This window comes from Rouxiella sp. WC2420 (assembly GCF_041200025.1).
GTDB lineage: Bacteria > Pseudomonadota > Gammaproteobacteria > Enterobacterales > Enterobacteriaceae > Rouxiella.
Window position 1 is genome coordinate 137,406 of sequence record NZ_CP165628.1, and the last position, 16,522, is coordinate 153,927.

The window sequence follows — 16,522 nt, forward strand, 5'->3', positions numbered from 1 at the left end:
CGGTAGTCCTCCGTTATGCCAGAGTGGCGGCGATAGTTATTTCGACGCGTCGGCGTAATAAACGCGGAACCCGTTCCAGGTCCAGTTTTTCACGTTCTTATTCAGACCTGCGGTGTTATACATCTGGAACATGATGGCGAACGGGCCTTGCTGCATCTGTTCTTCCTGTAGCTGGTGGTAGAGCGCGATGCGTTTTTGGTCGTCCGGCTCCAACAGTGCAGCGTTGACCTGTTTATTCATAGCCGGATCAAAGTAGGAGGCGCGCCAGCTTGGATACTGGGTTTTCTTGGCCTCTTTACTGTTGTCCGGGTTGGCTACCAGCCGCGAGGCATTACCGTAGGCATCCGGCACTGAGGTTTGCCAGGCCATCATGGCGCTCTGGAATTCACGTCCGCGTACGCGGCTGAACAATTGGGCATTGGCCATGCTCTCAATTGACAGTTTTACGCCGATTTTCGCCGCATTTTCCTGAGTGTTCTGCGCAATAGGCGCCGAGTGTGGCAGGGTGCCAATATAAATTTTGGCAGAGAAACCATTTGGATAACCCGCTTCGGTCAGCAACTGTTTCGCCTTGGCCAAATCCAATTTGAACGGCTGACCCTGTTGTTTATCCAGCGCACCAAAGGCCCCGAGCTGAACAAAGCTGGCACGCGGCACGCCGAGATACGGCATTACTGTGGAAGCAAGCCCTTGATAATCAATCAGGTAGCGCATTGCCAGCCGCACCTTTGGATTTTTGAAAATTGGGTCTTCGGCGTTCATGGTCCAGAAGAACAGCTGCGGTTTCAGCACTTTCTCAATATTCACTTTGCCGCTTTTATCTAAATCGCGCAGGTCATCCGGCGCTAGATCGCGGGCAATATCGACGTCTCCCTGGGTTAGCAGCAGTCGCTGGGTGCCGGTTTCGGCGACGTGACGAATTAAAATGCGCTGCAATTTCGGCTTGGTGCCGTAATAGTTTTCATTGGCTTGCAGCACCAAACCCTCTCCGGCATTCCAGCGGGTCAATTGGTAAGGGCCGATACAGGCGGTGTGAGTGGTGAGATATTTATTACCCATGTCGTCGCCGACGGCGTTTTTCTCGACCAGCGTTTTATCCAGCGTGATCGCGACATCGTTGGCGGCGATGGCCTGCAACACCAGATTGGTCGGATAAGGTTTATCGAGCTTCATTACCAGGGTGTCGTCGTCCGGTGCGGTGATTCGCTCTTTCACATTGTCCTTGGTGAAGCCGTATTCGGTCAGCGTGGCCGAATTGCCGAAGCCGAGCAGTACGACTCGCTGCAACGACCACGCCAGATCTTTGGCGCTGCCTTTATTGCCCGACGGGAACACCAGCCCGTTGTGTAAATGGAAGGTGATGGTCATACGGTCAGCAGAGACGTCCCAGCTTTTAGCCAGTAATGGAATGACTTTCGACTCGTCTTTCGGATCGAAATCTACCAGCGAATCACAGGTATTCTGGATGATTTCATTGGTCACCACCTCGCCGATTTGCGCCGGGTCAAAGGTGCTAATGGCATCGATATTCCAGGCCATTACCAGCGAATCTGGCGGCGTTGCGGCTTGCGCGACTATCGGCATTACGCCTCCGGCCAGCGTTAAACCAATCAGCATCGGCAATAAACGCTTTCGAACGATGACGGCTGCTTTTCGAGTATTTTTCATTATGCCTGCTCCCCTGACGGGCGCGGTTGCAGCGGTGGATTAACCTCAAGCGGGATCGGGCAAACGTAAGGCGTTTCGGCGGTGAGTTCGAAATGCGCGGTTTTCGCCTGTGCCAGCAAGACTTTATCGGTCAGTGTGTCGATGGCGGTAGCGGCCATGATTTTCGCAACATAGGCCAGGCCTTTATGGGCCGCAGGCATTTTTCCCTGAGCGGTGAGCTGCCAGGAATGGCCAGGTGTGCCGATGGCATAGGTGGGCACATGAGCCTGTACGGTCGGTATTTTCCAGCTGATATCGCCAACGTCAGTTGAGCCGAGCATCAGCTCGCCCGCGGCCTCCAGAGGCACGATAAATTCGCAAAGAGGGGAGGTTTGCTGGGGTTTTTTGATCCCGATACGACGATAGGCGCTGCTGAGATCTTCCGGGCTGAGCGTCGCCTGAATTTCTGCGGCAAAGGCTTTATCGGCCTCGTCAAATTCCAGCGGCCCCAGCAGTTCAAAGTTGCGCTGCATAGCCTGCTCCAGCGGCTCATTGCCAAGCAGGTTGGCGACGGCGCTCATAATGCTGATATCAACCTTGGTTTCGGTCATCATTGCCGCGCCATTGGCAACCTTTTTGACTCGCTCATTGAGGTCGAACATAGCGTGGACGTCGCGGGAGCGGATGGCGTAGCGCACTGCCGCACGGGCCTGTACCACGTTGGGTGCAATGCCGCCGGAGTCGAGCATCGCGTAGTGAATTCTGGAGTCGGAAGGAACGTGCTCGCGTAAATAGTTAACGCCGACGTTCATCAGCTCCACGGCGTCAAGCGCGCTGCGCCCCAAGTGTGGAGCCGCAGCGGCGTGAGAGGCACGGCCGTGGAACACAAAATCCATTCGAGTGTTGGCCAGTGATTCGGCGCGGGCGACCTCAGTAAAAGCGGCCGGGTGCCAAGTGATGGCGATATCGACATCGTCAAAGGCACCGGCGCGAGCCATAAAGGATTTTGCCGCACCGCCTTCTTCTGCCGGGCAGCCGTAATAGCGGACACGGCCCGGCGTTCCGGTCTCGGCCAGCCAGTCTTTTAGCGCGGTAGCAGCCAACATGGCGGCGGAACCTAGCAGATTGTGGCCGCAGCCGTGACCGTGACCATTGCCCGGTAAAGGTTCCTGATGAGCGACTCCGGCGACCTGACTCAGGCCCGGCAATGCATCATACTCGCCCAAAATAGCGATAATCGGCCCGCCTTTTCCGGCTTCTCCCATGACCGCAGTCGGAATTCCTGCAATGTTTTCGGTCACGATAAAACCTTGTTCCTTCAGCATGGCAGTATGTTCGGCCACTGAACGGTACTCGGTATAGCAAATTTCTGGCATGCCCCAGACTCTGTCACTCAGAGCGGTGAACAGGGCTTTCTTGGCATCGACCAAACTCCAGACCAACTCTTTCTGCTGCGTAGATTCACTTTTCACTGTGGATTCCTTATACCGGGCTGCGGTGACGGATAACAAAATCAAGCGGGTTTGTTCAGAATGTGTTCAGCGTGGGCAAAGGTCCAATGAGAGTTTGGGATGCCTCATTCCAAAATTGCATAGATCAGGACCAGAAAAGTCTATGTTACGATTTTGATTTCAAGAAGAAGGGGATTCCGACCCGCAGGCCGGAAAGAAAGGATCAGGCAACCGCTTGAGCAGTATGGAGTTTTCTTGCTTTGTTCCAAAGATTCTCAGCCTGAATATTGCGAGACTTTTCAAGACGGTAAAGGCGAATATTGGTTTGAATATCCCAGCTACGATCGGCGGCTCGAGTCAGTACTCCGCTGGAAAGTTCGGATTTGATCAGGCTGGCCGGTAACCAGGAAACGCCGCAGCCGGAAATAGTCATCGCCTTTAATCCGCTGGACATGGGATTTTCATAAATCGGTTTCAGCGGCAAAGGACGTATGGCGAACAGGGCACTGAGTGCGTGACCAAAGAATGAGCGATTTCCATAGCTAAGAAACGGCGTCGGCATGCCTTTTTCGGCAATCGGATACAGTGGTTTACCGTCGCTATCGGGCGCGCAGACGGCAATCGCCAGTTCTTTGCCAAGTTCAATATAAGGAAAACGTTCAAGCTGTTTCATCAGAGCCACTGAATCATGGGTGTAAGTCAGCAGAAAGTCGGTTTTGCCGTCCAGCAGCAGGGCAATGTTGCCAGCGAAAGAAGGGGGATGGTCGGAAAGCCGTATACAGCCGCACTGGTGGGTCGGATCAACCTTGTTTATCCAGTCCGGAAAAAAGGTTTGCGCCAGCGTGTTCAGTGAGGCGAAATGCAAAATCGAACTTTTTTGCATGTGGCGTTCGCGCAATTCCCCGCGCAGCTGAGTGAGTGAAAACACCATCTCCGAGGCAGTGGTGAGAAATTCCTGCCCCTCTGGCGTCAGTCGGATCGGATAAGTTTTACGGTCAAACAGCGGCACCCCCAGCCATTCTTCAAGCTGTTTAATACGGCGGCTTAGCGCTGACTGAGTAATGTTGCGTTCCCCGGCTGCGCGAGTGAAGCTGTAACAGTGCGAAACGCTCAAAAAATCTTCAAACCACTTTAGTTCCATATAACAAACCCCTGGCTAGTTATGGCGAACATATCTACGGGAGAGATGAGACGTTTTAAGGCTCAATAAGAAAAGGCGACGGCAGAAATTAGCTATTTTTAAGAAGGGATAAATAATGCAACAAACGCGCCACTGTATTAATAATCGGTAACATCCTCTTAAATTTACGGTTCTGAGCATTTTATTCCGGTGTATAAAAAACAAACCTGCATCGTTACGGGCTTTTATTGCACCTCAACGGTGCAAATTACTTTTTCTAATGCGTAACGGTTTCTTTGATGAATAAAATAACCTCAATTCGGGCACCTCTTTAGAGGTAGCTTTCAGCACGATCAGCTGCCAATTACCCAAATTTAAAAAATAACCGTTCAGATAATCTCCTTTTGTCGCAGATTTTTTAGACTTTTTATTTGGCGTAATGTGCTGGTTATTTGGTGGAAATTAGTTGTATGTCCTGAGGTAATGGCTTATGACTAAATATTAATCCTGTAAATGTTAATTGGCTGTTTTTTTATGTTTGTTTGCTGTTACTCACAGTCTTTGTAAAAGCCTGTGCGTTATATTGACGACGCCGGAGAGAGTTGCCAAATTGATGTGAACAGGATTGACCAGAAGATTCATCCGGTAATTATTTGCACCCTTTTTTGGTGCAAATGTTTCCCCCCAAAGCTCTCTGGTGGCGTCGGTCACACGTCTGAAAATCACTTCTGCAGCTACCAGACAAACACTCTCACCCGTAAATAAAAAATAAAGGGTGAGGTGAGCTGAAACACAACACACATCCACATCACCATTATAGATGGAGCAAAAGCGATGAGAATTTCCTTGGGAAAATCAGGCCTGCTGAAGTTCAGTATGGGTTTGATTGCGCTAACCGTGGCAGCCAGCGTTCAGGCAAAAACGTTAGTTTATTGTTCTGAAGGCTCGCCAGAAGGCTTTAACCCGCAGCTTTTCACTTCGGGTACGACTTACGACGCTAGCTCCGTACCAATTTATAACCGTTTGGTTGAATTCAAAACCGGGACAACCGAAATCGTTCCTGGTCTGGCCGAGAAGTGGGACGTCAGTGCCGATGGTAAAACTTATACTTTCCATCTTCGTTCCGGCGTGAAGTGGCAGTCGAGCAAAGATTTCAAACCAACGCGTGATTTCAACGCTGACGACGTACTGTTTTCGTTCAACCGTCAAAAAGATGCCTCTAACCCTTACCACAAGGTATCGGGCGGCAACTACGAATACTTCGACGGTATGGGCATGGGCGATCTGATCAGTAAAATCGTTAAAGTTGACGATCACACTGTCCAGTTCGTGTTGAACCATCCTGAATCACCATTCCTGGCCGATATGGCGATGGATTTCGCGTCGATCATGTCATCTGAATATGCCGATGATGAAATGAAAGCCGGTACGCCAGAAAAAATCGACCTGAACCCAATCGGTACCGGTCCGTTCCAGATGATGCAGTACCAGAAAGACTCACGCATTCTGTACACCGCATTCAAAGGCTATTGGGGCGTGAAGCCTAAACTGGATCGCCTGATCTTCTCCATCACGCCTGACGCCTCAATCCGTTACGCTAAATTGCAGAAAAATGAGTGCCAGGTCATGGCCTATCCAAACCCTGCAGATTTGGCGGCAATGAGAAAAGACACCTCAATCAACCTGATGTCAGAACCAGGTCTGAACGTGGGTTATCTGTCGTTTAATACCCAGAAAAAACCGTTGGATGACGTGAAAGTTCGTCAGGCGCTGACCATGGCCGTGAACAAGAAAGCAATTATCGAAGCTGTTTATCAGGGCGCTGGCCAGGCGGCTAAAAACCTGATCCCACCAACAATGTGGGGCTATAACAACGACGTTAAAGATTATCCGTATGACCCGGCGAAAGCGAAAGAACTGCTGAAAGAAGCGGGCCTGCCAAACGGTTTTACTACCGACCTGTGGGCGATGCCGGTTCAGCGTCCTTATAACCCGAACGCGCGTCGTATGGCTGAGATGATTCAGGCTGACTGGGCGAAAATCGGTGTGAAAGCCAATATTGTTACCTACGAGTGGGGCGAATACCTCAAGCGTGCTAAAAACGGCGAACACCAGACTGTGATGATGGGCTGGACCGGCGACAATGGGGACCCGGATAACTTCTTCGCTACTCTGTTCAGCTGCCAGGCTGCCAAAGATGGTTCCAACTACTCAAGATGGTGTTACAAGCCGTTTGAAGACGTGATTCAGCCAGCCCGTGCTGAATCTGATCACGACAAACGTATTGCGCTCTACAAACAGGCTCAGGTGATCATGCATGACCAGGCTCCGGCTCTGATCATTGCCAACTCCACCGTTTACGAGCCAGTGCGTAAAGATGTGATCGGCTATGTAGTCGATCCACTTGGCAAGCACCACTTTGAAAATGTCGATATTAAGTAATTGATGTAGAAATGAATCAGGTCGTTGTTCGTTAAAGCAATGTGAGCTAACAATAAGCCCGGAGAGCTACGGTTCCCCGGGCATTTTATACAGAGAGTACGGGATATGCTGCAGTTCATACTCCGACGTTTGGGGTTAGTGATCCCAACGTTTATCGGCATTACTTTGCTGACCTTTGCCTTCGTGCACCTGATCCCCGGCGACCCCGTAACGATTATGGCCGGTGAACGCGGTGTTTCTCCTGAGCGCCACGCTCAGCTAATGGCAGAAATGGGGCTCGACAAGCCTCTTTATCAACAATATTTCCATTATGTGGACGGTGTGCTGCACGGTGATCTGGGCATGTCGTTGAGCAGTCATACGCCGGTATGGCACGAATTCATTCCACGCTTTGAGGCGACACTGGAACTGGGGATCTGCGCGATGATTTTCGCGGTGATTGTCGGTATCCCGGTGGGCGTGCTGGCGGCGGTAAAACGAGGATCGGTATTTGACCATACGGCGGTAGGGATTTCCCTGACCGGCTATTCGATGCCGATTTTCTGGTGGGGGATCATGCTGGTCATGCTGGTCTCGGTTCACTGGAATATCACGCCCGTTTCCGGGCGAATAAGCGATACCGTCTTCCTGGATGACAGTAAACCGCTGACCGGTTTTGCGCTGATAGATACCCTGATCTGGGGCGAGCCGGGCGACTTCAAAGATGCGGTGATGCACATGATCCTGCCGGCGATTGTGCTCGGCACCATCCCCTTGGCGGTGATTGTGCGTATGACGCGTTCTTCGATGCTTGAAGTTCTCGGCGAGGACTACATCCGCACTGCCCGCGCCAAAGGTGTGAGTCGCATGCGAGTTATCGTGGTGCACGCCCTGCGTAACGCCATGCTGCCGGTGGTCACAGTGATTGGTTTGCAGGTCGGTACGCTGCTTGGCGGCGCGATCCTGACTGAAACCATCTTCTCCTGGCCGGGCGTCGGACGCTGGCTGATAGAGGCTTTGCAGCGCCGCGACTATCCGGTAGTGCAGGGCGGTGTATTGCTGGTCGCCACGCTAATTATCCTGGTTAACCTGTTGGTGGACGTGCTGTACGGCATTGTTAACCCGCGTATTCGTCACAAGAAATAAGAGGCGCACAATGACTCAAGTTACTGAACCTGTCGCCGGAGAACTGGTTACGGGCGCACCGACGCCCATGCCGCCAATGCGTGAGTTTTGGCACTACTTCAAGCGAAACAAAGGGGCCGTTACCGGTCTGGTTTACATCATCATCATGCTGGTATTGGCTATCGGCGCAAATGTGCTGGCTCCTCATGGCCCGGCTGAACAGTTCCGCGATGCGCTGCTGAAACCGCCGGTCTGGATGGATGGCGGCAGCTGGAAATTCCTGTTGGGCACCGATGACGTTGGCCGCGATATCCTGACTCGCCTGATGTACGGCGCGCGTCTTTCGCTGCTGGTCGGCTGTCTGGTGGTGGTTCTTTCACTGATTTTTGGCGTGATCTTTGGCCTGTTCGCGGGTTATTACGGCGGCGTGGTCGATGCAATCATCATGCGCGTAGTCGATATCATGCTGGCACTGCCGAGCCTGCTGCTGGCTCTGGTGCTGGTGGCAATTTTTGGCCCTTCGATTGTCAATGCGTCGCTGGCGCTGACCTTTGTCGCCTTGCCGCACTATGTTCGTTTAACTCGCGCTGCGGTGCTGGTTGAGGTCAATCGCGATTACGTGACTGCCTCCCGCGTGGCCGGGGCGAGTGCAACGCGTCAGATGTTTGTGAACATTTTGCCCAATTGTCTGGCTCCGCTGATCGTGCAGGCCTCACTCGGCTTCTCCAACGCCATCCTCGACATGGCGGCTCTCGGCTTCCTGGGCATGGGCGCACAGCCGCCAACGCCCGAGTGGGGCACAATGCTTTCCGATGTGTTGCAGTTCGCGCAAAGCGCCTGGTGGGTCGTGACCTTCCCTGGCGTGGTCATTCTGCTGACGGTATTGGCATTTAACCTGATGGGAGATGGCTTGCGTGATGCCCTCGACCCGAAACTCAAGCAGTAAGGGGCGAGAGATGGAAGCGACAATAATTCAAGATGTACCAGTGGGCAAAACGCTGCTCACCGTAAATAAGCTGTCGGTACACTTTGGCGATCAGGGCACACCTTTTCGCGCCGTGGACCGCATCAGTTATACCGTCAAACAGGGGGAAGTGGTCGGTATCGTGGGCGAATCTGGCTCAGGTAAGTCCGTCAGCTCGCTGGCATTGATGGGCTTAATCGATTTCCCCGGCAAGGTGATGGCCGATACCCTGGAGTTTGGTGGTCAAAATTTACAGGGCATCAGCGAGAAGCAGCGTCGGCAAATCGTCGGCTCTGAAGTGGCGATGATTTTTCAGGACCCGATGACCAGCCTAAATCCTTGCTACACCGTGGGTTTCCAGATCATGGAAGCTATCAAGGTGCATCAGGGCGGCAACAAAAAGACGCGTCGTCAGCGCACTATCGATCTGCTTAATCTGGTCGGTATTCCTGACCCGGCGTCACGTCTCGATGTTTATCCGCACCAACTTTCCGGTGGGATGAGCCAGCGCGTGATGATAGCTATGGCGATTGCCTGTCGGCCCAAACTGTTGATTGCCGATGAGCCAACCACCGCTCTCGATGTCACTATTCAGGCGCAAATTATCGAGCTGTTGCTGGAACTGCAACAGAAAGAAAATATGGCGCTGATGCTGATCACCCATGATTTAGCGCTGGTCGCCGAAGCGGCGCATCACATTATCGTCATGTACGCCGGGCAAGTGGTAGAGACCGGTCCTGCAGCCGAGATTTTCCGCGCGCCTCGTCATCCTTATACCCAGGCGCTGCTACGTTCGCTGCCGGAGTTTTCCACCGACAAGGCGCGCTTGCAGTCTCTGCCAGGCGTGGTGCCGGGCAAATATGACCGTCCAAATGGCTGTTTGTTGAACCCGCGCTGCCCTTACGCCAACGATCGCTGCCGTAAAGAGGAGCCTGCTTTGCAAGGCGAACCGGGCCGCCAGTCCAAATGTCATTATCCGCTGGATGATGCCGGGAGACCAACCTATGAGTCTTAATCACACCACCGGAAAGCAGCCGCTGCTGAAGGCTATCGATCTGAAAAAACACTATGCGGTGAAAGGCGGGATGTTTAAGCCTGAACGCACAGTAAAGGCTCTGGACGGCGTCTCTTTCGAACTTGAACGCGGCAAGACTCTGGCCGTAGTGGGAGAATCAGGCTGTGGTAAATCCACGCTGGGCCGGCTATTGACCATGATTGAAGTGCCGACCCACGGCGAACTTTATTATCAGGGGCAGGACCTGCTCAAGCCAGACGTCACCGCTGAAAAGCTGCGTCGCCAGAAAATCCAGATCGTGTTCCAGAACCCTTACGGTTCATTGAATCCGCGTAAGAAAGTCGGGCAGATTCTGGAAGAGCCGCTGCTGATTAATACCAAATTGAGCAGTGCTGAACGCCGCGAAAAAGCTCTGGCTATGATGGCAAAAGTAGGTCTGAAAACTGAGCATTACGACCGTTATCCGCACATGTTTTCTGGTGGACAGCGTCAACGTATTGCTATCGCTCGTGGCCTGATGCTGGACCCGGACGTCGTGATCGCCGATGAACCCGTGTCGGCGCTGGACGTTTCCGTTCGTGCGCAGGTATTAAACTTGATGATGGACCTACAGCAGGATCTCGGGCTGTCGTACGTATTTATTTCGCACGATCTTTCAGTGGTTGAGCACATCGCCGATGAAGTGATGGTGATGTATCTCGGGCGTTGCGTGGAAAAGGGCTCGAAAGAGGCGGTATTCAGTAATCCGCGTCATCCTTATACTCAGGCTCTGCTATCGGCAACGCCGCGACTGAATCCTGACGACCGCCGTGAGCGCATCAAGCTTACTGGCGAATTGCCAAGCCCACTGAATCCGCCGGCCGGCTGCGCGTTTAACGCCCGCTGTCGTCGTGCTTTCAGCACTTGTACGCAGGTTCAGCCACAGTTGAAGCAGTACGGTGATCAGCTGGTGGCCTGCTTTGCCGTCGATCAGGACGAGCAGGAAAATACCGCTACTCACGGATAATTCAGACAGTTCCCTCTCGCCGGTCGGGTCTCTGACCGGCGAACTTCTCGTCAGACTCCTCGATTAATCTTTGTATTTATTGGAAATACTCCACCTATACTGCTGCGCATTTTCGCAAAACAGCGTTACTGCACCAGTGCCTGCTAGCTGCTATCATGCTTTTCGTGAGCTTTTGGGGATAATCAGTGGAGAAATATGTTGCGGGTAAGGCGTTCATTAACGATTAAACAGATGGCAGCAGTGTCCGGCGTGGCTCTGGTGACAATCTGCTTTTTTATCGCCATCCAGCTGTTTCACTTTGTTGAACAGCGGAGGGAGGACTACGGCCAACAGCTGGAAAATATTGCCCATTCTGTTGTCAGGCCGTTAGCTCAGTCGGTGGTTGATGCCAATTTCCAGGAAACCCAGCACATTCTCAATACGCTACGACCGGTTGGGATCCTCAATCGTGCCAATGTCGTGCTGCCAAGTCAGATTTCCACGCTGAGCACCCATTTCCCCGAAGGGCGTTCAGTACCGGAATGGGTGATGAAAAGCTTTGATCTGCCTATCAAAGTCACCGTTCCGCTTTATTCTCCGGCGGCGACTTCCGAAACGGCAAAACCGCTGGCTTATCTGGTTTTGCAGGCCGACCCTTATCGTATGTTCCAGTTTTTTGTCAGTACGCTTTCCACCATGGTGACGACGTATTTACTGCTGGCATTGATCCTGTCAATTGCGATTAGCTGGTGTATTAACCGTTTGATTATTCACCCTTTACGCGCTATTGCTCGTGAACTGGAAGCCCTACCTGAAAGCAGCGTGCATTATCATCAGCTCGCCGAACGACCTCGCCACAATGACGACGAGCTGGGCCTGCTAATCCGCAGTTATAATCGCAATCAGCAGCTGCTGGATAAAGCCCTTAAAGCTTTGCAGGAAAAGCACGATCGCACTGATTCTGCCACTGCACCCGCTGAACCTTCAGAATCAGAGCAGTAATGTTCTGATCATACTGTCCGAATTGAGAATCCTATAAAAGCTGAAGTTGCTGAACTCAGGCCAGAGGCGGATGTTTATTGTTCAATAACGTTAATTCTGGACAATAAAATGTAATTTCAGCCGCCAAAACAGCGGGGAATTTTGCAACAAAATTTCTCCTCGTTGAAACACAAATTCATAACCCCTCAAACACCCCGCAAAGCCGCTTGATTACTGGCTTCAATTAATATTAATATTTATTTAATTTTTTAGCTGAATCCTTTCAGTTCACCTTTTCTAACAACAATGATTGCCAAACGAAACAATTTATTTCCATCCTGTTATGTCGGTGTTATTTTCCGGCTGTCGCTATGCGCTCGACTGCTGTATATGTATGGCGATGTACCCTCCGTCTTTCGGGACGTTTCGTTCCAGCGTCTTGAAATCTTTGGGGATACTTTCACTACAGGATGGCCGTATAAATGAAAACAACAATATTTAAGAGTCTTTATTTCCAGGTGTTGACTGCGATAGCCCTCGGGGTATTGCTGGGGCACTTTTATCCAGAGCTGGGGGCGCAGATGAAGCCGTTGGGTGATGGCTTTGTCAAACTGATCAAAATGATTATTGCTCCGGTAATCTTCTGTACTGTGGTTACCGGTATTGCAGGGATGGAAAGCATGAAAGCGGTCGGCCGTACTGGTGCGATTGCTTTACTTTATTTTGAAATCGTTAGCACTATCTCGCTGATACTCGGGTTGATTATCGTCAACGTCGTGCAGCCTGGTGCCGGAATGAATGTTGACCCGGCGGCGCTTGATGCCAAAGCGGTGGCCGTTTATGCCGAACAGGCGCAGAGCCAGGGGATTATTCCATTCCTGTTAGATATTATTCCTAACAGTGTGATTGGCGCGTTTGCCAGCGGGAATATCCTGCAAGTTCTGCTGTTCGCGATTCTGTTTGGTTTTGCCCTGCACCGCCTGGGCGACAAAGGCCAACTGATGTTTAACTTCATCGACAGCTTCTCGAAGGTGATTTTTGGCGTCATCAACATGATCATGCGCCTTGCTCCTATCGGTGCATTCGGGGCCATGGCCTTTACCATCGGTAAATACGGCGTTGGGTCGCTGGTACAGCTAGGTCAGCTGATCCTCTGCTTCTACCTGACTTGCGTGCTTTTTGTCGTGGTGGTTCTCGGCCTGATCGCGCGATTTACCGGTTTCAATATCTTCAAGTTTGTTAACTACATCAAAGAAGAATTGCTGATCGTACTGGGTACTTCTTCATCAGAATCGGCACTGCCGCGCATGCTCGACAAGATGGAGAAACTGGGTTGCAAGAAATCGGTGGTGGGGCTGGTTATTCCTACCGGCTACTCGTTTAACCTCGATGGAACGTCTATCTATCTGACCATGGCGGCGGTGTTTATTGCGCAGGCAACCAACACGCATCTGGATATCTGGCATCAGATTACCCTGCTGGTGGTGCTGCTGTTGTCCTCAAAAGGGGCGGCTGGCGTGACGGGCAGCGGATTTATCGTGCTGGCGGCAACGCTTTCTGCGGTTGGGCATCTGCCAGTTGCCGGTTTGGCACTGATTCTCGGTATTGACCGCTTTATGTCGGAAGCGCGTGCGTTGACTAACCTGGTCGGCAACGGTGTGGCGACTATCGTAGTAGCGAAATGGTGTGACCAGCTTGATGAAAAACAGCTGAATGACACCCTTTCTGGTAAAACGGCGCTGCCTGTCGACAAGGCTGCCTAATTATTCCCCGTATTTCAGTTATTTAAGATGGCCATTTTTATTAAAATGGCCTCTTTTGAAGCTAATTTCTCTTTTAATCCACCGCTTGCTTGATGTAAGCGATGGATTATCTTCATAATATACCTATAAACACTCTCCATCCCGAATCTCGAAAACGGCCAGGCCGTTATGAAAGCCAGCCCTGAGGGCATTTTTTTCATTGTTGCCCGCGACATATGCGAAGTTATGCTGTCTAACACAGTGCTGCACTCGCCGTTTTCGTTTATTGCATTCGAGCTTGCCGCCTGTGAATAGGGTAAGAGCAAGATTTGATTATTGAAAATTGGATTTACCCCCGTAGTTTGCATCACCTTGGATGCCTATACGAGGGGTAGAGTTATTATGTAGGGGTTAACATGCAGGGCACCAGAATTCGCTTACTCCTTGGTGGGTTGTTGTTGGCTTCGGCTTACAGCAACGTGCAGGCCGAAGCATTACAACCCGATCCGGCCTGGCAACAGGGTAAACTGGATAACGGCTTTAACTGGCAATTGCTTACTACGCCGCAGCGTCCCAACGATCGCATCGAACTGAGATTAGTCGTTCGTACCGGATCGCTGGCAGAAAATCCGCAGCAGCAAGGCTTCGCGCACTTTTTACCGCGCCTGGCATTAATCCGCAGTGAAGGTTTTACCACTGCTCAGCTCCAGTCTTTTTGGCAACAGGCGATTGATAATCAACGCCCGATGTCACCCGCAGTCACGTCCTACGACTTTACCTCCTACAACTTGAGTTTGCCGAACGGCCGCCCTGATTTGATTAAGTCGGCGTTGCACTGGTTGGTTGATACCGGCGGCAAAATGGTGGTCACTCCAGATTCTCTGCATGCCGCCTGGCAGGCTCCACAGGACCCGATCGATTCAGTGCCGTCTGACTCTGGCGATGGCTGGTGGCGTTACCGTATTGGCGGCTCGACGCTGGTTGGACACAGCCCGGAACTGTTGCCAGCCAAAACTGTGAAAGCGGCCGATCTCGGCAAGTTCTACCACCAGTGGTACACCCCAGACGTGATGACACTCTACGTCGTGGGTAACGTAGATAGCCGCGCCATGGCCGAGCAGATAAAAAGTGCCTTCGCGTCGTTAAAAGGCAGTCGCCAAATACCACAAACGATGCCAACTTTGTCTGATGTTGCGCCAAAAGTGATGTCGACGTTTGATCCCTCATTAACTCAGGACCGGCTTTCACTGATGTGGAGCATGCCGTGGCAACCTATCCAAGATTCACCAGCGCTAAATGCTTACTGGCGCAGCGATCTGGCGCGTGAGGCGCTGTTCCTGCACTTGCAGCAGGCGCTGAAAACTCCAGCTGACAGCAAAGAATCCAAAGACGGTGGCTCGATTCAACCCGCGCTTGGCTTTGATTGCCGTGTGCAATACCAGCATGCGCAATGCGCAGTTCGTATGGAGGCGCCTAAGGAGGCGATTCAGCCAGCGTTAAAACGCCTGGCTGGCGAATTGGTTAAAGTCCGCGATAACGGCCTGTCACAGGCTGAGTTTGACGCGCTGGTTGCTCAGAAGAAAGACCAGCTCGGTCAGCTATTCGCCATCTATGCGCGTACCGATACCGGTGTATTAATGAGCCAGCGCCTGCGTTCACAGCAAAATGGCGTGGTAGATATCGCCCCGGAGCAGTATCAAAAACTGCGCCAGGCATTTTTGTCGACCCTTACGCTGCCTGATTTTAATCAGGAGCTGAAACAGCAGCTGTCGCATGACCCTTCAATGATGCTGGTACAGCCTAAAGGCGAAGCTGAGCTGAGTGTGAAAACGCTTCAGGATACCTATGACTCGATCGTAGTACCTACGGCAGCGACACCAGCGGATGCTCCACCGAGTACCGATGCCTCCCAGGCTTCAACTTCGGCGGGTTCAGGCAGTTCGACTACGGTTCAGTAAGCGAAAGTTTGGCGCGTAAAGTCTTGAAGGCGTTTTATATAGATGCCTTGTGTCTGATTTCAGCGCCCTATAACAGGCAGCCATCACTTTTTAAAAGCGTGGGTTGCCTGTTTTCGTTTATTAAAGGGTTAGCTATTTAAATCACAGAGCTATTTAGAAGGCATAGCGGCTAGCGGGATAATTGCCCCGCGATACTGAATAACAGTGCTGGCGGTAAGATGCCCGCACTGTGCCGATTCAACGGCATTTGCACCAGTCAGCCTCTTGGCCAGATACCCCGCACTGAAAGAATCTCCCGCCGCAGTGGTGTCGATTACCTTGTCTTTCTCCAGCAAAACAGCCGGGATCTCAAACTCTTCAGCTTCGCTATCCGAAACTATGCAGCTTTCTGCCCCGCGTTTTATCACAATTTCGCTCACTCCAATGGCATGGGTCCGAGCTATCACCTTCTCAAAGGGCTGTTTACCCCATAGCAGGTCTTCATCGTCGAGGGTCAGGAACGCGATGTCAGTATAGGAAAGCATATCCATGTAGGCCCTCTGGGCCTGTTCTTTACTTTCCCAAAGGCGTGGCCGGTAATTGTTATCAAAAATTACCTTACCGCCGCGTCCGCGACACTTGTTGAGCAATGCCATGAGCCGAGCACGATTATCGTCGCTCAGGATAGCCAGGCTTATCCCGCTGAGGTAAAGATAATCAAAATCTGCCAGCTTCTCGCACAGCGCTTCGGAGTCCGGGCCATTGAGCCAGTAACGTGCAGCGGCATCATTGCGCCAGTAATAGAAGGTTCTCTCGCCGGCAGGATCGGTTTCAATTACGTACAGTCCCGGTAATTTATTCTCCAGACGCTGCACAAGATCTGTTTCAACCCCTTCTTTCTGCCAGGCGGCCAGCATCTCATTGCTAAAACTGTCAGTGCCGAGTGCCGTAACGTAATGCACCTTCAGCTCCTCGTCATTAACCTGACGAGCAATATAAACCGCAGTATTAAGCGTATCGCCACCAAAACCTCGGTTTAATGAATCGCCTTTTTGTGAGAGCTCGATCATGCATTCGCCGATTACGGCAATATTTTTTATAGTCATTATGCGCGCCTGTCAGTCATTCAGTAGG

The 16,522-nt window shown here is 51.8% G+C and carries 11 protein-coding genes and 1 pseudogene; 8 read left to right on the forward strand and 4 right to left on the reverse strand.

Translation table 11 applies throughout. The features are described 5' to 3' along the window. Positions 1 to 36: 36 nt before the first annotated feature. The 3 genes from AB3G37_RS00665 to AB3G37_RS00675 form a co-directional block, all read right to left on the reverse strand. Positions 37 to 1,668, reverse strand: a complete 1,632-nt coding sequence (locus AB3G37_RS00665) for an ABC transporter substrate-binding protein (protein ID WP_369789402.1) — start codon at positions 1,666 to 1,668, stop codon at positions 37 to 39. Beyond that, complete coding sequence (locus tag AB3G37_RS00670) at positions 1,668 to 3,119, reverse strand: M20 family metallopeptidase (protein ID WP_369789403.1); 1,452 nt, start codon at positions 3,117 to 3,119, stop codon at positions 1,668 to 1,670. Before AB3G37_RS00670 ends, AB3G37_RS00665 begins: the two co-directional genes overlap by 1 nt. A 202-nt stretch (positions 3,120 to 3,321) precedes the next feature. Further along, positions 3,322 to 4,239: a LysR family transcriptional regulator gene (locus AB3G37_RS00675; RefSeq protein WP_009635593.1), complete on the reverse strand. Its 918-nt coding sequence runs from the start codon at positions 4,237 to 4,239 to the stop codon at positions 3,322 to 3,324. Positions 4,240 to 5,052: 813 nt separating this feature from the next. Between AB3G37_RS00675 and dppA the strand changes: the two genes are divergently transcribed. The 8 genes and pseudogenes from dppA to AB3G37_RS00715 all read left to right on the forward strand — a co-directional run bounded on the left by dppA (position 5,053) and on the right by AB3G37_RS00715 (position 15,409). Continuing rightward, entirely contained in the window at positions 5,053 to 6,660 is a 1,608-nt protein-coding gene (gene dppA, locus AB3G37_RS00680; RefSeq protein ID WP_009635594.1) for a dipeptide ABC transporter periplasmic-binding protein DppA, read from the forward strand. 105 nt (positions 6,661 to 6,765) lie between these two features. After that, entirely contained in the window at positions 6,766 to 7,785 is a 1,020-nt protein-coding gene (dppB, locus tag AB3G37_RS00685; protein WP_009635595.1) for a dipeptide ABC transporter permease DppB, read from the forward strand. Positions 7,786 to 7,795: 10 nt separating this feature from the next. Further along, entirely contained in the window at positions 7,796 to 8,710 is a 915-nt protein-coding gene (gene dppC / locus AB3G37_RS00690; RefSeq protein WP_369789404.1) for a dipeptide ABC transporter permease DppC, read from the forward strand. A gap of 10 nt (positions 8,711 to 8,720) precedes the next feature. Further along, positions 8,721 to 9,743, forward strand: a complete 1,023-nt coding sequence (gene dppD / locus AB3G37_RS00695; protein WP_009635598.1) for a dipeptide ABC transporter ATP-binding protein — start codon at positions 8,721 to 8,723, stop codon at positions 9,741 to 9,743. Next, positions 9,733 to 10,749, forward strand: coding sequence for a dipeptide ABC transporter ATP-binding subunit DppF (gene dppF / locus AB3G37_RS00700; protein ID WP_369789405.1), 1,017 nt, complete (start codon positions 9,733 to 9,735; stop codon positions 10,747 to 10,749). The genes dppD and dppF overlap by 11 nt, the downstream gene beginning before the upstream one ends. Before the next feature lie 198 nt (positions 10,750 to 10,947). Continuing rightward, positions 10,948 to 11,664 (forward strand): annotated as a pseudogene (locus AB3G37_RS00705) (HAMP domain-containing protein); the annotation flags it as partial. Positions 11,665 to 12,191: 527 nt separating this feature from the next. Further along, positions 12,192 to 13,472, forward strand: coding sequence for a dicarboxylate/amino acid:cation symporter (locus AB3G37_RS00710; protein ID WP_009635601.1), 1,281 nt, complete (start codon positions 12,192 to 12,194; stop codon positions 13,470 to 13,472). A gap of 395 nt (positions 13,473 to 13,867) precedes the next feature. Beyond that, complete coding sequence (locus tag AB3G37_RS00715; RefSeq protein WP_369789406.1) at positions 13,868 to 15,409, forward strand: M16 family metallopeptidase; 1,542 nt, start codon at positions 13,868 to 13,870, stop codon at positions 15,407 to 15,409. 149 nt (positions 15,410 to 15,558) lie between these two features. On the opposite strand, the gene AB3G37_RS00720 is transcribed toward AB3G37_RS00715, so the two are convergent. After that, positions 15,559 to 16,494: a sugar kinase gene (locus tag AB3G37_RS00720; protein WP_009635603.1), complete on the reverse strand. Its 936-nt coding sequence runs from the start codon at positions 16,492 to 16,494 to the stop codon at positions 15,559 to 15,561. Positions 16,495 to 16,522 lie beyond the last annotated feature (28 nt).